The sequence below is a fragment of the Burkholderia sp. AU16741 genome, from assembly GCF_002223345.1.
Taxonomy (GTDB): Bacteria; Pseudomonadota; Gammaproteobacteria; order Burkholderiales; family Burkholderiaceae; genus Burkholderia; species Burkholderia sola.
Genome location: NZ_NKEZ01000003.1, coordinates 1,588,668 through 1,606,936, shown reverse-complemented (window position 1 = coordinate 1,606,936; position 18,269 = coordinate 1,588,668). Strand labels below are relative to the sequence as shown.

Here is an 18,269-nt window from a genome sequence, read left to right as displayed (position 1 = left end):
ACCTCATCTCAAACCGGATTACGCATGGATTTCAGAATCGGACAAGGCTATGACGTGCACCAGCTCGTCGAAGGGCGCCCCCTCATCATCGGCGGCGTGACGATTCCGTACGAGCGCGGCCTGCTGGGCCACTCGGACGCGGACGTGCTGCTGCACGCGATCACCGACGCGCTGTTCGGCGCGGCGGCGCTCGGCGACATCGGCCGCCATTTCTCGGACACCGACGCGGCGTTCAAGGGCGCGGACAGCCGCGTGCTGCTGCGCGCGTGCGCCGAGCGCGTGAAGGCGGCCGGCTTCGCGATCCAGAACGTCGACAGCACCGTGATCGCGCAGGCGCCGAAGCTCGCGCCGCATATCGACGGGATGCGCGCGAACATCGCGGCGGATCTCGGGCTGCCGCTCGATCGCGTGAACGTGAAGGCGAAGACCAACGAGAAGCTCGGCTATCTCGGCCGCGGCGAGGGGATCGAGGCGCAGGCCGCGGCGCTGCTGGTCAAGCAGGGCGGCTGACGTCCGGCCGTCGCGGCGTGCGGTTCGCACCGCATGCCGCGGCGTCGAAATGAAAAATGCCACGCGAATGCGTGGCATTGTCGTTGGCGGCAGGCGCGGCTCACGGCCGCGCGGCCGGATCGCTTATTCGCCTTCGGCGGCGATCACCTGCGCGGCGGCGTTGATCACCGACGCGATGCGGCCGACGTCGCGCAGTTGCGTCGTCGTCATCCCTTGCTCGTTCTTCAGCAGCGCATAGTGCGACTTCACGCAGAAGTGGCACTTGCCGACGATCGACGCGGCGAGCGCGTACATCTCGAACTTGCGCTTGTCGACGCCGCCGTGCGTCGCATAAGCGCCCATCCGCAATTCGGCGCGCTGGGTCTTCAGGTCGGCGTCGTCGGCCATCTCGACATACGGATACCAGGTGTTGTTCATCCCCATCAGCGCGGCCGCCGTCAGCACGGCGTTCGTCTCTTCGGGCGACAGCACGCCGGCTTCGCGGATCGTCTTCACGAGCACCGTGCTCTTCGCCGCGATGGCCGCCGCCAGCGCCACGCCGACCGCGTCGGTGCCTTCGAGCGACGAGCGCGAGATCGTGCCGTCGAGGTTCAGGCGAATGTCTTTCGCGTAGTCGGGGATACGTGCCTTAATCGAGTCGATGAATTCCATTGATATCTCCTATGGGTTGGCCGTTAAAAAAGCCCGCCGGCAGGACGTGCGCCGCGGGCTTCGTGCATTGCTACGCTTACAGCGTTGCGCCGCCGACTGCACGGTTGCACGGGCACAGTTCGTCCGTTTGCAGGCCGTCCAGAATACGCAGGACTTCTTCCGGGCTGCGGCCGACGTTCAGGTTGTTCACCGACACGTGCTGGATCGTGTTGTCCGGATCGACGATGAACGTTGCACGCAGGGCCACACCGGCTTCCTTGTCGCGCACGCCGAGCTGGTCGATCAGTTCGCCCTTGACGTCGCCGAACGAGTAGTGGTTCAGCTTGTCGAGGTCCTTGTGCTCACGGCGCCATGCGAGCTTGACGAATTCGTTGTCCGAGCTGCCGCCGAGCAGGACGGCGTCGCGCTCTTCGAACTGCTTCGTGAGCTTCGCGAACTCGACGATTTCCGTCGGGCACACGAACGTGAAATCCTTCGGATAGAAGTAGATGATCTTCCACTTGCCCGGGAACGACGCTTCGGTGACGGTCTCGAACGCCGACTGGCCGTTTTCCTCGTGATTATTGAAGCCCGGCTTCGCGGCTACGACGGTGAAAGCTTCGAGTTTATCGCCCACGGTTTTCATGCGGATACTCCTGTGTGAGTTGGGAAGAAGACTGAGTCAAGCTACCTCGGTGCTGCAACGATGATGTGACAGCATGGGGAAAACTATAACACTATTAGTGTTGCGCTTCAATAGATTTTGGCTAACGATCCTCATAGCTTTTGTCAACCGGGTCGATAGTGTGACGCGCAAGATGCGTGCGCGAACGTGTCACGCGGTCGCACGCGCCTTGCCGGCGCCGGGGAATTCGAGCGTGACTTCGAGGCCGGCTTCCGGCTGGCGGTTGCGCAGGCGCAGCGCGCCGCGGTAGCGGCCGACGAGCCGCAGCACGATCGCCATCCCGAGGCCCGTGCCGTCTGCCTTGGTGCGTGCGGTGTCGACGCGGTAGAACGGCCGCATCACGAGCGGCAGTTGATCCTCGGGGATGCCGGGGCCCTCGTCGCTCACCGACAGCTCGACGCGCGCGTGCGACACGCGCGTCTCGAGCGTGATGCGCGCGATGCCGTCCTGCTTGCTCTGACCGTACTTGCGCGCGTTCTCGACGAGGTTGCCGATCACGCGCCGCATGTCGGTCTCGTCGGCTTCGATGATCGCGCTCGGCGCGAGCCGCGTGCGGATCTGGACGCCGTCCTCGCCCGACACGCGCGCGGCGACTTCGTGCGCGACCGAGGACAGGTCGACCGGCTCGGGCTTGCGCTGCGACGGGCGCGCGTAGTCGATGAAGGCCGCGATGATGCGGTCCATCTGTTCGATGTCGTCGACCATCGCGTCCTTGGTCGCCTGGTCGGACGGGCTCATCTCGGTTTCGAGCCGCAGCCGCGCGAGCGGCGTGCGCAGGTCGTGCGAGATGCCCGCGAGCATCAGCGCGCGATCGGCCTCGAGCTGCTCGAGGTCGCGCACCATCTGGTTGAAGCTGCGGTTGGTGTCGGCCGCGACGCCCATCCCGCGCTCGGGCAGCGGCTCGGGCGCCTGGCCCGAACCGACCTGGCGCGCGGCGAGCGCGAGCCGCGAGAACGGCCGGTTCACGAGGCTCGTGATGAACGCGGAGCCGAACAGCGACAGCGCCAGCGCGAACAGCCCCCAGCCGGCCCATTGCAGGCCCGTGACGTTGTCCAATTGGTCGCGGTCGAGCGCGACCCAGTAATCGTCGTCGTCGATCTTGAAGCTGATCCACACGCCGGGAATGTCGTTGACCGACTGCGCGATCACGGTATCGTCGCCGAGGCGGCTGCGGATGTCGTGTTCGATCAGACGGTTCAGCGATTCGTCGGGCTGCAGCTTGAACTTGTCGGTTTTCTCGCGCGGGTACACGCGCACGCCCTCGTTGCTCTCCAGATCCTGCAGCAGCGCGCGCCGCAAGTCGGGATCGGAATAGAGCAGGGCGGTGCGCGTGAGCTTCACGACCGCGACGAGCTGGAGCGCGACGCGCTGCGCGCGCGGCTCGCGCTCGATCACGCGAAAGCTCTGGAACCACGCGGCGAGGCTGACCGAGATCAGCAGCGCGATCAGCAGGAAGGTGCGCCAGAACAGCCCGCCGAACGCGAGCTGCAGAAGGCGCCGGTCGATAGGCATGGGACGGGCCGTGGACGGGGCGAAGCCGGAAAGGGAAAAGCTCAGGCGGCGCCGTCCGGGATGAACACGTAGCCGAGGCCCCAGACGGTCTGGATGAAGCGCGGGCTGCCCGGATCCGGTTCGATCAGCTTGCGCAGGCGCGAGATTTGCACGTCGAGGCTGCGGTCGAACACTTCGTATTCACGGCCGCGCGCGAGTTCCATCAGCTTTTCGCGCGACAGCGGCTGGCGCGGATGGCGCGCGAACACCTTCAGTACCGAGAATTCGCCGGTGGTCAGCGGAATTTCCTGGCCGGATTTCGTCAGCGTGCGCGTGGCGAGGTTCAGCGAGAACTCGCCGAACTCGAACACCTCGGTGGTTTCCGACGGCGCGCCCGGCAGCTCGGCCGGCGCCTGCCGGCGCAGCACCGCGTGAATGCGCGCGACCAGTTCGCGCGGGTTGAACGGCTTCGGCAGGTAATCGTCGGCGCCCATCTCGAGGCCGACGATGCGATCGACGTCTTCACCTTTCGCGGTGAGCATGATGATCGGGGTGCGGTCGTTGCTGCCGCGCAGCCGGCGGCAGATCGACAGGCCGTCTTCGCCGGGCAGCATCAGGTCGAGCACGAGCAGGTCGAAGCGCTCGCGTACCCAGAGCTTGTTCATCGCGGTCGCGTTTTCCGCGACGTAGACGTTGAAACCCTGTTCGCCGAGATAGCGGCGCAGCAGATCGCGCAGGCGAGGGTCGTCGTCGACGACGAGAATCTTGGAGGGGTTTTTCGTTTCCATGATCGGCATCTTATCGCGAATGGGAATTGACGCACGGCCGGGGATTTTCGTGCGTTACAGTCGGTTACAAAATTTACCCGTAGTGTCGCGCCGAGTAAAGGCACGCTATAGAGATTCCTTTACTCGAAGCCGAAATTCGGTAGATACTCCCCTGCACTCCATCTTTCATCTTTGCACACCCGAATTCCGCAGGGTTTTTCAAGTACCAGAGGTAGCCGGTTGCCGCGTGACGAAGGGAACAAATCGACCAAAGAAGCGAGGACGGTCATGCGATCTGCCCGGATTGCACTGATGCTGACGATCGCGCTTGCCGGTCCATATGCGTCGAACTTCGCGTATGCGCAGCGCCCCGAGCAGGGCGCGTCGTCGCGCAAGCTGCCGCGCGGCAAAGCGCCGCAACCCGATCGTGCCGCCGACATGACGGTCCGTTCCGCCGTGCCTCCCGATCTCGAACAGCGCCGCCGCGACGGGCACATGACGCCCGAAGAGCGGCACCTGTTGCGCCAGCACATCGAAGACGCCGTTCGCGAGCTGTACAAGCGCTGAGGCGGGCCGTCGTTCGCCCTGCGCGGAAATGCCCGCGCGGAAAGAATTCGTAGCACTTTTTCCGTCAACTTTCTGCTGCCGAATGCCGTTGTACGGGCATCCGCACCGCCGGTGCGTTCCGGGAGTCCATGACGATGAAAGCGAACGCTGCCGCACCGGCGCCGTCGCCCGCCATGCAGTCGCCGCTCGATGCCGACGACGCGCTGTTTTTCTTGAGTCGCACCGGTTTCTCTCCCGCGCCCGCCGAGGTCGCGCGCATCGTCGGCATGACGCGCGCGCAGGTCGTGGCCGACACGCTCGGCAGCGTGCGACGCGAACCCGTCACGACGTGGCCCGACTGGATCGCCGAGCCGCCGCCGACGCGCGCGCAGCGCCAGGCGCTGACGCCCGACATGCGGCGCGACGAGCAGCGCGAGCGCAATCGCCGCTACGATGCGTTGCGGGCGGCCTGGGTCAACGAGATGGTCGCGACGCCGTCGCCGCTGACCGAGCGCATGACGCTGTTCTGGCATGGGCATTTCACGTCCGGACAGGACAAGGTGCCTTACCCGCAGACGATGGCCGCGCAGAACGCGCTGTTTCGTCGCGAGGCGCTCGGCAACTTCGGCACGCTGCTGCACGCGGTCGCGAAGGACCCGGCGATGCTGCAGTATCTCGACGGCGCGAGCAATCGCAAGGGGCGGCCGAACGAGAATTTCGCGCGCGAGGTGATGGAGCTGTTCACGCTCGGCGAAGGGCACTACACGCAATACGACGTGACCGAAGCCGCGCGCGCGATGACGGGCTGGACCGTCGATCCCGATACGCTGCGCTTCATGGTGCGACCCGAATGGCACGATGCCGGCGACAAGACGATCCTCGGCGAAACCGGGCGGTTCGACGGCGACGGTTTTCTCGACATTCTGCTGAAGCGGCCGGGCACCGCGCGCTTCATCGCCGGCAAGCTGTGGCGCGAGTTCGTGTCCGATACGCCGGAGCCGGGCGCGCTCGATGCGGTCGCCGAACAGTTTCGCGCGAGCGGCTACGACATTCGCGCGGCGCTCGCCGCGCTGTGGTCGACCGACGCGTTCTGGGAGCCGCGCAACCGCGGCGTGCTCGTCAAATCGCCGGCTGAATTCGTCGTCGGGTCGGTGCGGCTGTTCGACGTGGCGTACGGCGATCCGAAGATGCTCGCGGACACCGTCCGCACGCTCGGGCAGAACCTGTTCTATCCGCCGAACGTTAAGGGCTGGCCGGGCGGCGCGCTGTGGATCAACAGCACCACGTTGCTGTCGCGCAAGCAGTTCGTCGAGCAGCTGTTCCGCGCGACCGAGACGGCCGGCATGCGGCCGCCAGCTCGCGCGATCGCGCCGCAGCCAGGCGCGCGCGCCCATGCGATGCCGGTGGTCGACGCGGCGTCCGCCGCCGGCCAGCGCGGCACGCCCGCGAAGGCCGCGCGCGGCGGCCTGCGTTTCGACCTCGAGCGTTGGCTGGCCCAATATCGTGCTCGACCGCAAGTGATCGCGGGATTGTCGACCGAACTGCAGTTGCAGCACGCGGTGCTGCAACTCTCGCCGGTCGCGGCGATCGACACGGATTCGACCGGCAGCGCGTATCTCGAGGCGTTGCTGATGGATCCGGCCTATCAACTGAAATGATGCGAACGACGACGAAGCGGGCAGCCGCCGCGGCAAAGACGCCGGGCGGCGAACCAAAGGATGTGCGATGAACCGACGTGATTTTCTGACGCTCACGGGCGCCGCGGCCGCCGCCGGCGTGTCGATGTGGCAAGCGCCCGCGATGGCGGCTGCTGCGACGCAGGCTGGGCGCAAGCCCGCAACCGGGTATGCGAACGTGTTGATCCTCGTCGAGCTGAAGGGCGGCAACGACGGTCTCAACACGGTGGTGCCGTATGCCGATCCGCTGTACTACCAGTTCCGGCGCGGCATCGGCATCAAGCGCGATCAGGTGCTGCAGCTCGACGCGCAGACGGGGCTGCACCCGTCGCTCGCGCCGCTGATGCCGCTGTGGCGCGACGGACAGGTCGCGATCGTGCAGGGTGTCGGCTATCCGCAGCCGAACCTGTCGCATTTCCGTTCGATCGAGATCTGGGACACCGCGTCGCGCTCGGATCAGTACCTGCACGAAGGCTGGCTCACGCGCACGTTTGCGCAAGCGCCCGTGCCGCCCGGTTTCGCGGCGGACGGCGTCGTGCTCGGCAGCGCCGAGATGGGGCCGCTGTCGAACGGCGCACGTGCGATCGCGCTCGTCAATCCCGCGCAGTTCATCCGCGCGGCCCGGCTCGCCGAGCCGTCGTCGTTGCGCGAGCAGAACCCCGCGCTCGCGCACATCATCGACGTCGAGAACGACATCGTGAAAGCGGCCGACCGGCTGCGTCCGCGCGGCGGGATGCGCGAATTCAGGACGGCCTTTCCGGCCGGCGCATTCGGCACGTCGGTCAAGACCGCGATGCAGGTGCTGGCCGCGTGCGAAGCGTCCGGACCCGGCGCGCAGGACGGTGTCGCGGTGCTGCGCCTGACGCTCAACGGTTTCGACACGCACCAGAACCAGCCGGGGCAGCAGGCCGCGCTGCTCAAGCAGTTCGCGGACGGGATGAGCGCGATGCGCGCGGCGTTGATCGAACTCGGGCGCTGGAACGAAACGCTCGTGATGACGTATGCGGAATTCGGCCGGCGCGTGCGCGAGAACCAGAGTAACGGCACGGATCATGGCACGGCCGCGCCGCATTTCGTGATGGGCGGCCGCGTGGCGGGCGGGCTGTACGGTGCGCCACCGGCGCTCGGGCGGCTCGACGGCAACGGCAACTTGCCGGTCGCGGTCGATTTCCGCCAGCTTTATGCGACCGTGCTCGGGTCGTGGTGGGGGCTCGATGCGACGCGCGTGCTGCAGCAGCGTTTCGACACGCTGCCGCTGCTGAAGGCGTGACCCGCGCGGCTTAGCGACGGCGCGCGGCGCGCCACGCGATCCACAGCTTGCGGATCGGCGTCAGCGCAATGCGCTGGTGCAGCACCTGGTAGCCGTCGCGCGCGATTTCGTCGAGCAGCGCGCCGGCCAGCGCGAGCTGCGCACGCAGTGTGCGTTGCGCGCGGCGTTCGGAGGCGGGAATCGCCGCATCGGCGGCCTCGAGCGCTTCGCGCGCGCGGGTCGTCTGGAATTGCAGCAATTCGGTGAAGGCCGGGCTGTAGCGGCGATTCAGCAGATCGGCCGCGGTCACGTTGTAGCGCTGCAGTTCGTCGATCGGCAGGTAGATGCGGCCGTGGCGCGCGTCATTGCCGAGCTCCTGCACGAATTGCGCGAGCATCAGTGCGCGGCCGACGTCCGCGGCCCACGGCTGCGGGTCGGCCGGGTTCGGCGAACTGGCGCGCGCAACCAGCGACGCGAATGTGCCGCCGACCTGCGCGATATAGCGCTGCAGGTTCGCGAAATCGAGGTAGCGTGCCTGTTCGAGGTCCATCCCGTAACCGTTGACGAGCGTGCGCAATGCATCGGCCTCGGCGGCGATTGCCGGGTGATGCTGCGCCAGCGCCTTCGTGACCGGGTGCGACGGCTGCCCGTCGGCCAGCGCCGCGAGTTCCTTGTGCCACCACGCGAGTTTCGTATGTCCGACGGTCGGATCGCTGGTTTCCTTGACGGTTTCCTCGAGTTCGCGGCGCAGCGCGAACAGCGCGGTCAGGCGCGGCTGCGTGGCGAGCGGCGCCTGGCGCAGCGCGTAGTAGACGCTGGAGCCGGCGGGGGCGGCCTTTTGCTGACAGTAGTCGTCGAAGTTCACGGGCGAAATCGGGTGGGGCGGGTTCGGGGGACGCGCGGCGGCGCGTTGCCGAAACGTCGAGCGCGGCATTCTAGCACCGCGGCACGACGGGTGCCGACGGGGCGAGACAACGCCGAACGGATCGGGTAGAATCTCGCGCTCGCCTGATCGGGCGTGCCGGTTTTCGGCCGGCGCGAAGTCCCGGGCGCGTGGAGCACGCATCTTGCGTACGTCCGCGCGGTCAGGCGACGGAAATACGCGTGAGTGGCGAAATTGGTAGACGCACCAGGTTTAGGTCCTGACGCCCGCAAGGGTGTGCCGGTTCGAGTCCGGCCTCACGCACCAGAAATCGAACGTGCCTCCATCAGGGCCCGTTCGCGAAAAAGCGCTGCCGGTCGGCTGACCGCAGCGCTTTTTTGTTGATGGCCCTCGGCCGGGATGATGCCATTCGCGCACGTACCGTAAATGGGCAACGTGTACCATGACAAAACCTTTCATACACGCGGGCTGTTCAACCGGAGACCGTCGATGCCCAACACCGGACGCACGTCAATCGGCGTTCTGGCGCTGATGCTGGCCATGCCGGCTGTCGCGGCCGCGCCTGCCGACAACGTGGCGTGGAGCGCAAGACCCGAGGCGACCGTCAGGAAGCCGCTGGACTGCTCTCCTTCCACGTCGACTGCTGCAGGGTGGCGGATCATGGGCGGTGAGCCTCCTTCCGCGGAATCCGTGCTGAAATCGGTTGGTACGGTGCTGGCCGTGTCCGCACTCAGTGTCGTATCGAAGGGCAGCATGCAACAATCCGGGAGCGCATGCCGTCCTGCAAATGGCTCGTAGATGAGCGTTGCGTCGCTCGACAATCAAGCGCCGCACGTCGCCCGGCCGCGGCGCTTCGCCATTTCCGCCGCGCCTATTCCCAGAAGCTGCGGATCGCGACGGCGACGATCACCGGCACCGAGAACACCAGCGGAATCGCGAAATACTGCGCTTCGCGATCGACGACCCAGCTATAGATCACCCACGCCGCACCGATCGCGAACGTGATGAGGCCGACCGTCACGGCGGCGATGTTCAGGGCCAGCTTCGACGGCTCGCGGCGCGTTTTGGCGTTGTCGTTGTTGTCGCGCGGGGACGATTTCATCGGAAGAGTGCGGCCTCGTGCCGGAACGGGAGTAAAGCCACAGGAAACCCCATCCGCACCGATCGCGCAAGGGCCGGCGCGGGCCGGCCCCGTCATGTCCGTTCCCGCGCGCTACAACCCGAACGACGCGGCCAGCTCGTCGAGCAGTTCACGCTGGAACGCGACGAACCGCTCGCCCGGCTGCTGCGCGATCGCGAGTTCGAGCATCGGATCGGCGACCTCGGTACGAATGCCGGCCAGTTCCTCGACGATCGCGAGCCCGCAGAACGGCACGTACGCCTCCGAATAGCCGCCTTCGTGAACGATCGCCAGCCGTCCGCCGCAATGGCGCTGCGCCGCTTCCTTCACCGCGCGGGTCATGAACCGGTAGCTGTCGGTATGCAGTTGCATGCGCGCGAGCGGATCGACCGCGCTCGCATCGAGGCCGCTCGCGATGACGATCAGCTCGGGGCGAAAACGCGCGAGCGCCGGCAGCACGATTCGCTCGAACGCATACCGGTAGGCATCGTCGCCGCTGCCCGCGAGCAGCGGCACGTTCAGGTTCGCGCCGATGCCCGCGCCTTCGCCGCGATCGTCCGCGCCGCTGTAGCCGGGCGGAAAGCAGCGGTCCTGGTGCAGCGAGATCGTCAGCGTATCGGGATTGTCGTAGTAGATCGACTGCGTGCCGTTGCCGTGATGCACGTCCCAGTCGATCACCGCGACGCGCTCGATGCCGTGCTTCGCGCGCGCGGCCTCGATCGCGATCGGGATGTTCGCGAGCAGGCAGAAGCCCATCGGGCGGTCGCGCAGGCAGTGATGGCCGGGCGGTCGCGACAGCGAGAACGCATTCGCCGCGCGCTCGCCGACGACCGCATCGACCGCCGCGATCGCGAGACCGGCCGACAGCGCGGCGATCTCGTAGCTGCCCGTGCCGAATGGCGCGAGATCGCCGAGGTCGCCGCCGTTCGCGTCGCTCAGCGCGCGGAATGCGTCGAGATAGTGCGCCGGATGAATGCGCAGCAAGTCGGCGGTCGTCGCGGGCTCGGCGCCGCGCAGGTCGAGCTGCGCGGCCAGGCCCGACGCCTGCACGAGCGACAGGAAGCGGCGCTTCGAATCGGGCGATTCCGCGTAGCCCGCGCTCGACGGCGGCTGGACCCAGCCGCCGACCGGGAAGAACAGCGCGTGCGTGCCGCCGGTATGCCAGAAAGTGCGTTCGTCGGTGAAGAAGGCAGTGCGATTCATGGATGCGTGACCTTTCACGGTTGGGAGGAAACGGAAGAAGGGCGCTCGATGTGGCGCAGCGCGGCGAACGACACGATCGCGACGGCCGTCGCGGCTATGAACAGCGTGCGCATCGTGCCGCCGGCATCGAGCATCAGGCCGGCCAGCAGCGGACCGGCGGCGAGACCCGCGCCGATCACGAAATTGAGCGTCGCGACGAGGCGGCCCGATGCGTCGATCTGCGCGACGGTCGCGAGGATGAACGGCAGCACGAAGGTCCACGCGAACTTGAACACGAAGATCGCCGCGCTGTAGCCGGCGGCGTCATGCATCGCGGCGAGCGCGACGAGCGACGCCGCGAGCAGCGCGTAACCGGCCGCCAGCAGCGCGCGCCGCGCAAGCCGGCCGCCCGCGCACGACGCGAGCGCCGCGCCGGCGATCCCGATCACGCTCGCGATCGCGAGCACGTTGCCGGTCGACTGCGGATCGAGCCCGGCATCGGCCGCCGCACGGCTCGCGAACGTCCACACGCTGCCGATCGCGAGATAGAACGTCAGTACCGCGCCGATGGCGAGCACGACGAAGCGTCGCGGCGTGTGCGGCGCTTCGCTGCGCACGGATGCCGGCCGCATGCCGAGCGACGAAGGAAAACCGCGCGACAGCGGCGCCGCGAGCAGCGCGAGCGCGGCGAGCGCGACATACAGCGCGCGCAGCCCGAATGCGGCGAACACGTGCGGCAGCACGAACAGGCCGATCGCGCCCGCGATCAGCTGGCCGACGACCCACAGGCCGTACACGCGGTCGCTGTTTGTGCTCGTTGCCGCGCTCGTCATGCAGAGCACCATCAACGAGCCGCCGCCGAGCGCGGTGACGGCGCGCAGCGCGAGCAGCGCGGCGAAGCCTGGCATCCACAGCGCGGTCAGCAGGTTGCCCGCGCCGAACAGCGCGATGGCGAAAGCGGCGACGCGGCGCGCGTCGATGCGACCGAGCCACAGGTACGACGGCACGGTCGCGAGGCTGAACGCGCCGAGTTCGACGAAGAAGTAGGTACCGACTTGCGACGCGGACAAGCCGAGTTGCGTCGCGAGCCGACCGGCGACGGCGGGCGCCACGAGCAGCAGCAGCGGCGTGATGGCCGCGAACGCGACGAGCGCGACGAGCGTCGAGCGCGCGAACGTCGGCGCACGGCCGTCCGGCGAGCGGGCGGTATCCGGGGACAGGGTCTTCATGGCGGGATCTCGTTGGGGAGTCAGAACAGGTGGTACATGCCGACCATCGCGCCGAACTGCGCGTCACGTCGGGTTCTCCATGCCGTCCTGCATCGGTTTGTCGTTGGTGTTGTCGCGACGCAGTGTCCGCAGCGGGAAAGCGGCGGAACAGTCGTCCAGATGGACGGTGCGGAAAACCCGCGACTCACGGCGCGAAGGCAGTGCGATGCCGCCGCGCGCCTTGCTGCGAAGCAGCAACGTGCGGCGCACCGTTCAAATGGATGGGGCCGGCGAGCGTTCCGGCACCGTGGCCCGCCAAAAAAGCCGCTCGCTATAATCGGCCGGTGCCGTTGCGCACATCAGCGGCCCGATCGGGCAGGGGAGCGGAAAGTGAGGATCACGACGGATATCGGGCAGGATCTCGACGCGCTGCGCGATGTGCCGGCCGCCATCGTCCTCGACGAATTCGCATGGCCGCCGCTACCGTCCCGGCGCGCCGATTTCGACGGCGTCGCGCGTGACGACGCAGTGCAGCGCGAACTCGGGCTGATGCTGCTCGACCTGTACGCGGTGGCCGCGCAGTCCGCCATCGGAGAATTCGAATGCCGGTTCCTTTCCCTGTTGCAGGCACTCATGCCGTTCGATGCCGCATGGACGGGCGTCGCGACCCATGTGCCGACCGGCCCGGTGATGCACAACAGCTTTCTGTACCGGTTGCCGCACGCGTTCTTCACCGACTGGAAGCGCGTGCGCGATTGCGATCCGCTCGCGCACCGCACGTTGCACGGCGCGCACGGCCGTGCGGTGCGGCTGACGGTCGTCGAACCGGGGCTCGATGCACGGTTTCGCGACTGGTGCGTGAAGTACGGGCTCGCGCAACTGATGTGCGTGTGTACGCTCGATCGCCGCTTCGGCCTGACGACGTTCATGTCGATCTACCGCCAGGGCCTGAACCGGCCGTTCAGCGACGACGACGCGCGGCGCTTCGAGGAAGTGATTCCGCACCTGGCCGCCGCACTGACGATCAATCGCGCCGCGCAGCTCACGCGCGAGCGCGGCGACACGGTCGCGCCGGCGCCGGCGCCGGCGGCGCGTGCGCTGTGCGACAACTTCGGCGTGCTGCACCATGCCGATCACGGTTTCGACGACGTGCTGCGAACCGAATGGCCGGATTGGACCGGCGCGCGCGTGCCGGATCCGCTCGTCGCGCACCTGCGGCGCCAGTCGGGCCAGCCGTTCGTCGGCGACGCGCTGCGCATCCACTGCGTGCCCGTCGCGGGGCTGTTCCAGATCGAGGCGCGGCCGCGCTCGCTGCTCGACCGGCTGAGCCCGCGCGAACTCGCGGCGATCCGTTATTACGGCGCCGGGCGTTCGCATAAGGAAGTCGCGCAGCAGATGGCGATCTCGCCGACGACCGTGCGTCACTACCTGCGCTGCGCGTACCGCAAGCTCGGCATGCACGACAAGAGCCAGATCGCCGGCGTGCTGGGCGCGACGGGCGGCGCGACCGACGGCGAAGCGGTGGAAGCCGGCGGTGTGCCGCGCTGACGCGTGCGAACGTATGCGGTACGCCGTATGAATGGTTGTGTGCACAACCATTGCGCGTTATGCTCGTCAGTTTCCAGAAGACGGAATGCCATCATGAACGACACGAATTCGGGGTCGGTGCGCGTGGCGGTGGTCGGTGTCGGCGCGATCGGCGGATTGCTCGCGGCCGCGTTGTCGAGCGCCGGCATGAGCGTGAGCGCATACGCACGCGGCGCGACGCTCGATGCGCTGAATGCGCACGGCGTGCGCGTGATCGATGAGGCGGGCGTGACCTCGTCGGTGCCGGTGCGCGCCAGCGATGATGCGGCCGCGCTCGGCGTGCAGGACTACGTGGTGATCGCGCTGAAGGCGCAGGCGCTACCGGCGCTGGCTGAGCGCATTGCGCCGCTGATCGGGCCGGATACGGTGATCGTCGCGGCGATGAACGGGCTGCCGTGGTGGTTCACGCACGGGCTCGAAGGGGCGGTCGACGGCGTGCCGCTCGATGCGGTCGACCCGGGCGGCGCGGTGTCGACCGCGTTGCCGCCCGCGCAGGCGATCGGCTGCGTCGTGCACCTGTCGTCGAGTACCGACGCGCCGGGTGTCGTGCGGCGCGGGCGCGGCAACCGGCTGATCGTCGGCACGCCCGATCCGCGGCTCGACATGGCCACCGCGCGGTTCGCCGCGGCGCTCGCGGCCGGCGGTTTCGACGTCGAGTCGACGCGCGCGATCCGGACCGAGATCTGGACGAAGCTGTGGGGCAACATGAACATGAATCCGCTGAGCGCGCTGACCGGGTCGACGGCCGAGCAGTTGCTCGACGATCCGTTCACGCAGGATCTCGCGCTGCGGATGATGGAGGAGGCGGCCGCGATCGGCGCGAGGCTTGGCCTGTCCACCGGGATGAGCGGCCCCGAGCGGATCGCGGTCACGCGCAAGCTCGGCGCGTTCAAGACGTCGATGCTGCAGGATTTCGAGGCGGGGCGCGCGCTGGAGATCGGGCCGATCCTCGGCGTGTTTCCGGAGCTCGGCCGCAGGCTTGGCGTGCCGACCCCGTACTGCGACGCGGTGCTCGGGTTGTTGCGCCAGCGCGCGACGAACAGCGGGTTGTAGTGCGCACGGGGGCGGCTGAATTCTCGGCCGCCGGTAACGCGACCACGCGCGCTTCGTGCGACGCCGGCCGCATGATGCAAAACGGGCCGCCCGGATCGGGCGTGACGCGACCCGGGCGGCCTGTCTGATTCGTCGGATCAATTCTGCCGGCAGCGCTGGCCGATCCGGCGAGGCCGGCCCGCCACGCGGCTCAGTCGTCGCGCTCGGTCGCGTGCGCGACGACCTTGTCGAGCAGCCGCTCGAACGTCTGACGTTCGCTGTCGGACAGGCATGCGAGCAAACCGTCGTTCCACTTGCGCACGATCGGCATGATCTTGCGATGCAGCGCGCGGCCGTCGGTGGTCAGCGCGATCAGCACGATCCGGCCGTCTTCGTCGCTCGCGCTGCGCTCGAGCAGCCCCTGGCGCAGCAGCGCTTCGGCCGCGCGGCTCGCCTGGCTCTTGTCGAGATTGGTGTGGCGCGCGAGATCCATGATCGAGAACGGGCCGAACGCGCCGACGGCGGCGATCACACGCGCCTCCGGCAGCGAGATGTCGAGCTTGTGCCGGTACACCTCGCCGATCCCGCGGTCGGAGCGCTTCGTGAGCGCATGGAGGCGATAGGTCAGAAACTGATCGAGCCCGGCTTGACGGCCTTTCATGTCGAATCCTGAAGAAAAAGGGCGGGCCCGATTGTTCCTGTATCGCGCGCTCGGGTCAACGGTCAGTGTGCACCGTACTTCAGGCGTGTCAACTGTTCCGCTTCGTTCGCAAGCAGATTGGCCGCGTCGCGGATCGCGGCGTCGAGCGTGATCGGCCCGGGAGCCGGCGAAAAGCAGCCGGAGAAATGCTCGGACAGGCGCGGCAACGCGGCCGGATCGACCGCGCCCGACAGCAGCGATGCGGGTACGCCGGCCGCCTGCGCGTGCCGGCATGCGATGAACGGCGCCTTGCCGTGCAGCGTCTGCACGTCGGAGCGGCCTTCGCCGGTGATCAACCAGTCGGCGCCGGCCAGTGCGGCGTCGAGCCCGACCTGGCGTGCGACCACTTCGGCGCCGGGCTCGAAGCGTGCGCCGAGCATGTGCAGCGCGAAACCGAGGCCACCCGCCGCGCCCGCGCCCGGCAGTTCGCGGCCGCGGCGGTCGAGCGCGGCTTCGAGCAGGTCGGCGAAGCCGGCGAGGGCCGCATCGAGGGTCGCGACCTGGGCGGCCGTCACGCCTTTTTGCGGACCGAACACGGCGGTCGCGCCATGCGCGCCCGTCAGCGGGTTGTCGACGTCGGACATGCCGACGAATTCCGTTTCCTTCAGGCGCGGATCCAGCCCCGACGCGTCGATGCGCGCGATGTCGGCGAGCCGCGACGGCACGGGCTCGACCGGCTGGCCGCCGGCGTCGAAGCACTGCAGGCCGAGCCCGGCGAGCAGCCCGGCGCCCGCGTCGTTGGTGCTGCTGCCGCCGAGCGCGACGAAGAAGCGGCGCAGGCCGTCGTCGAGCAGCGTGCGGATTGCCTCGCCCATCCCGCGCGTGCTGCGTGCGTCGACCGGCACGCTCATGCCGACCGGGTCGGTAATCCCGACGATCTCGGCCGTCTCGACGATCGCGGTGCGCGCATTGATGACGCCGACCGCCGCATCGCGCGCCGCCAGCGACGCGCCGGCCACCCGCAGCGTGCGCCGCGTGCCGCCGCCCGCCAGCATCGCGTCGAGCGTGCCTTCGCCGCCGTCGGCCATCGGGCAGCAACGCACGACCGCATCGGGCCGGGCGCGGCGAATGCCGGTGGCGATCGCGTCCGCGACCTGCTCGGCGGAAAGCGAGCCTTTGAACGAATCGGGCGCGATGACGACGACAGGCGCGGACGGGTGGTGCGGCATGGTGTCTCCGGAAGGCGTGATTGGTGTGAAGAATGAATGGTCGCCGCCATGACGGCGGCGCACACGCTATCGGAGCTTACAGGATGGAAGGCCCGAGGTGGATATGCCGTTCGGCATAGCGGCGATCCGCGTGCAGGGCCGTGCAACGGGCTGTCGACGGGGCGGGGACGCACGCGTGTCGCACCGATCTGGCGATACGACGAAAATTGTTTGCTAGAATAGTCGATTCTTCCGGCCAAAGCCGTGCTCCGAGCCGCTTGCGCTAGCCATCCGGCGCGTGCAGGGATGGCGTGGCGCTCCGGCGCGGCGTGCGAGTGCGACGCACCGCATGCTGCAGGCAGGCACGGCAAGGAAAACCCGATTCGCTCGAATAATTTTAGGACGATTGAAGCCATGGCTAACGTTGTTGAGAACCTCGGCAAGCTTGAACGCCGTGTGACGATTTCTTTGCCGAAAGACACCGTGCAGAAGGAAATCGACGCCCGCATCCAGAAACTCGCGAAGACCGTGCGCATGCCCGGTTTCCGCCCGGGCAAGGTGCCGGTGAAGATGGTCGCCCAGCAATACGCGGGTCAGGTCGAAGCGGAAGTGCTGAGCGACAAGATCGGCCAGGAATTCTTCACGGTCAGCCGCGCGGAAAACCTGCGCGTCGCCGGCCAGCCGAGCTTCGAGCCGAAGCAGGAACAGGCTGAGGACGCATACGCGTTCGACGCGACGTTCGAGGTCTACCCGGAAGTGAAGATCGGCGATCTGGCGACGGCTGAAGTCGAGCGCTCGACCACGTCGATCGGCGACGCCGAAATCGACCGCACGCTGGACATCCTGCGCAAGCAGCGCGTGCACTATCACGCACGCGGCGAAGCCGGCGAGCACGGCGACGGCGGGGCGGACACCGCAGCGAAGAACGGCGACCGCGTGACGGTCGACTTCGTCGGCAAGATCGACGACGTCGCGTTCCAGGGCGGCACGGCCGAAGATTTCCCGTTCGTGCTCGGCGAAGGCCGCATGCTGCCGGAATTCGAAACGGCGGCGCTCGGCCTGAAGGTCGGCGAACAGCGTACGTTCGACCTCAAGTTCCCGGATGACTACCACGGCAAGGACGTCGCCGGCAAAACGGCGCAGTTCACGGTCACGATGAAGAAGATCGAATGGCCGCACCTGCCGGAAATCGACGCGGAATTCGCGAAGTCGCTCGGCATCGAAGACGGCGACCTCACGAAGATGCGCGCCGAAATCAAGGAAAACCTCGAGCGCGAAGCGAAGCGTCGCACGCAGTCGATCGTCAAGAACCAGGTGATGGACGCGCTGCTGAAGATTTCCGAACTCGACGTGCCGAAGGCGCTGATCGAGCAGGACCAGCAACGCCTCGTCGAAATGGCTCGCCAGGATCTGGCGCAGCGCGGCGTGCCGAACGCGAAGGACGCACCGATCCCGGCCGAAATGTTCGCCGAGCAGGCCGAGCGCCGCGTGAAGCTGGGCCTCGTGCTGGCCGAGCTCGTGAAGGCGAACGGCCTGGAAGCGAAGCCGGAACAGATCCGCGCGGAAGTCGACGAGTTCGCGAAGAGCTACGAAGACCCGAAGGAAGTGGTCCGCTGGTATTATTCCAACCAGCAGCGCCTCGCCGAGATGGAAGCGTTCGTCGTTGAAAGCAACGTCGTCGATTTCGTGCTGGGCAAGGCAAAGGTGACGGACAAGGAAGTGAGCTTCGAGGCACTCGCGAGCGCATCGGCGCAAGCGTAAGTGTTGCTCTAGCGGCGTGCCGGCTGTCGGAGCGACGGCCCGCACGCCGTTTTTACGTCAAGCGCACGGTTGCCATTAATATGGCGATTGAGCG

19 protein-coding genes and 1 tRNA gene are annotated in these 18,269 nt (G+C 67.6%); 8 read left to right on the top strand and 12 right to left on the bottom strand.

Going from position 1 to position 18,269, the window contains the following annotated elements:
• Positions 1–24 precede the first annotated feature (24 nt).
• Entirely contained in the window at positions 25–510 is a 486-nt protein-coding gene (gene ispF / locus CFB89_RS09860; protein ID WP_089467680.1) for a 2-C-methyl-D-erythritol 2,4-cyclodiphosphate synthase, read from the top strand.
• 123 nt (positions 511–633) lie between these two features.
• Here ispF and CFB89_RS09855 read toward each other — a convergent pair whose 3' ends face one another.
• From CFB89_RS09855 to ompR, 4 genes are all read right to left on the bottom strand, one after another.
• Positions 634–1,161 carry a carboxymuconolactone decarboxylase family protein gene (locus CFB89_RS09855; protein ID WP_050013297.1) on the bottom strand — a complete coding sequence of 176 codons (528 nt, stop codon included), beginning with the start codon at positions 1,159–1,161 and terminating at the stop codon, positions 634–636.
• Between the two features lie 76 nt (positions 1,162–1,237).
• Complete coding sequence (locus CFB89_RS09850) at positions 1,238–1,786, bottom strand: peroxiredoxin (protein WP_006478563.1); 549 nt, start codon at positions 1,784–1,786, stop codon at positions 1,238–1,240.
• Between the two features lie 189 nt (positions 1,787–1,975).
• Entirely contained in the window at positions 1,976–3,337 is a 1,362-nt protein-coding gene (locus CFB89_RS09845) for an ATP-binding protein (RefSeq protein ID WP_089467679.1), read from the bottom strand.
• Positions 3,338–3,378: 41 nt separating this feature from the next.
• The gene (gene ompR, locus CFB89_RS09840) at positions 3,379–4,113 is read right to left on the bottom strand and encodes a two-component system response regulator OmpR (RefSeq protein WP_006478565.1); all 735 of its coding nucleotides are present in this window, start codon (positions 4,111–4,113) and stop codon (positions 3,379–3,381) included.
• A 258-nt stretch (positions 4,114–4,371) separates the two neighbouring features.
• Here ompR and CFB89_RS09830 point away from each other — a divergent pair, with 258 nt between their 5' ends.
• From CFB89_RS09830 to CFB89_RS09820, 3 genes are all read left to right on the top strand, one after another.
• On the top strand, positions 4,372–4,650 hold the full coding sequence (locus tag CFB89_RS09830; RefSeq protein WP_006478566.1) for a hypothetical protein: 279 nt from the start codon (positions 4,372–4,374) through the stop codon (positions 4,648–4,650).
• A 134-nt stretch (positions 4,651–4,784) separates the two neighbouring features.
• Positions 4,785–6,287 carry a DUF1800 family protein gene (locus tag CFB89_RS09825; protein WP_089467978.1) on the top strand — a complete coding sequence of 501 codons (1,503 nt, stop codon included), beginning with the start codon at positions 4,785–4,787 and terminating at the stop codon, positions 6,285–6,287.
• A 67-nt stretch (positions 6,288–6,354) separates the two neighbouring features.
• On the top strand, positions 6,355–7,575 hold the full coding sequence (locus tag CFB89_RS09820) for a DUF1501 domain-containing protein (RefSeq protein ID WP_089467677.1): 1,221 nt from the start codon (positions 6,355–6,357) through the stop codon (positions 7,573–7,575).
• Between the two features lie 10 nt (positions 7,576–7,585).
• Here the strand turns inward: CFB89_RS09820 and hpnD are convergent, their stop codons facing one another.
• Positions 7,586–8,419, bottom strand: a complete 834-nt coding sequence (hpnD, locus tag CFB89_RS09815) for a presqualene diphosphate synthase HpnD (RefSeq protein ID WP_089467676.1) — start codon at positions 8,417–8,419, stop codon at positions 7,586–7,588.
• Positions 8,420–8,656: 237 nt separating this feature from the next.
• Here hpnD and CFB89_RS09810 point away from each other — a divergent pair.
• Positions 8,657–8,743 (top strand) — tRNA-Leu (locus CFB89_RS09810).
• A 149-nt stretch (positions 8,744–8,892) separates the two neighbouring features.
• Here the strand turns inward: CFB89_RS09810 and CFB89_RS34825 are convergent.
• The 5 genes from CFB89_RS34825 to CFB89_RS34820 all read right to left on the bottom strand — a co-directional run bounded on the left by CFB89_RS34825 (position 8,893) and on the right by CFB89_RS34820 (position 12,205).
• Positions 8,893–9,192 carry a hypothetical protein gene (locus CFB89_RS34825; protein ID WP_179233399.1) on the bottom strand — a complete coding sequence of 100 codons (300 nt, stop codon included), beginning with the start codon at positions 9,190–9,192 and terminating at the stop codon, positions 8,893–8,895.
• A gap of 116 nt (positions 9,193–9,308) precedes the next feature.
• Complete coding sequence (locus tag CFB89_RS09800) at positions 9,309–9,539, bottom strand: hypothetical protein (protein WP_089467675.1); 231 nt, start codon at positions 9,537–9,539, stop codon at positions 9,309–9,311.
• 111 nt (positions 9,540–9,650) lie between these two features.
• Complete coding sequence (locus CFB89_RS09795) at positions 9,651–10,760, bottom strand: class II histone deacetylase (protein ID WP_089467674.1); 1,110 nt, start codon at positions 10,758–10,760, stop codon at positions 9,651–9,653.
• 14 nt (positions 10,761–10,774) lie between these two features.
• Positions 10,775–11,968, bottom strand: a complete 1,194-nt coding sequence (locus CFB89_RS09790) for an MFS transporter (protein ID WP_089467673.1) — start codon at positions 11,966–11,968, stop codon at positions 10,775–10,777.
• Positions 11,969–12,031: 63 nt separating this feature from the next.
• The gene (locus tag CFB89_RS34820; protein ID WP_179233398.1) at positions 12,032–12,205 is read right to left on the bottom strand and encodes a hypothetical protein; all 174 of its coding nucleotides are present in this window, start codon (positions 12,203–12,205) and stop codon (positions 12,032–12,034) included.
• A gap of 132 nt (positions 12,206–12,337) precedes the next feature.
• Between CFB89_RS34820 and CFB89_RS09780 the strand changes: the two genes are divergently transcribed.
• Together CFB89_RS09780 and CFB89_RS09775 are read left to right on the top strand one after the other, a co-directional pair.
• Positions 12,338–13,495, top strand: a complete 1,158-nt coding sequence (locus CFB89_RS09780) for a helix-turn-helix transcriptional regulator (protein ID WP_089467671.1) — start codon at positions 12,338–12,340, stop codon at positions 13,493–13,495.
• A 93-nt stretch (positions 13,496–13,588) separates the two neighbouring features.
• A complete protein-coding gene (locus CFB89_RS09775; RefSeq protein ID WP_089467670.1) occupies positions 13,589–14,587 on the top strand; it encodes a 2-dehydropantoate 2-reductase in 999 nt (332 codons plus the stop codon).
• 190 nt (positions 14,588–14,777) lie between these two features.
• On the opposite strand, the gene CFB89_RS09770 is transcribed toward CFB89_RS09775, so the two are convergent.
• Both CFB89_RS09770 and CFB89_RS09765 read right to left on the bottom strand, forming a co-directional pair.
• Positions 14,778–15,227: a MarR family winged helix-turn-helix transcriptional regulator gene (locus tag CFB89_RS09770; RefSeq protein ID WP_006478574.1), complete on the bottom strand. Its 450-nt coding sequence runs from the start codon at positions 15,225–15,227 to the stop codon at positions 14,778–14,780.
• 62 nt (positions 15,228–15,289) lie between these two features.
• On the bottom strand, positions 15,290–16,435 hold the full coding sequence (locus CFB89_RS09765; RefSeq protein ID WP_089467669.1) for a glycerate kinase: 1,146 nt from the start codon (positions 16,433–16,435) through the stop codon (positions 15,290–15,292).
• Positions 16,436–16,828: 393 nt separating this feature from the next.
• Here CFB89_RS09765 and tig point away from each other — a divergent pair, with 393 nt between their 5' ends.
• Positions 16,829–18,175 carry a trigger factor gene (gene tig, locus CFB89_RS09760; protein ID WP_089467668.1) on the top strand — a complete coding sequence of 449 codons (1,347 nt, stop codon included), beginning with the start codon at positions 16,829–16,831 and terminating at the stop codon, positions 18,173–18,175.
• Positions 18,176–18,269 lie beyond the last annotated feature (94 nt).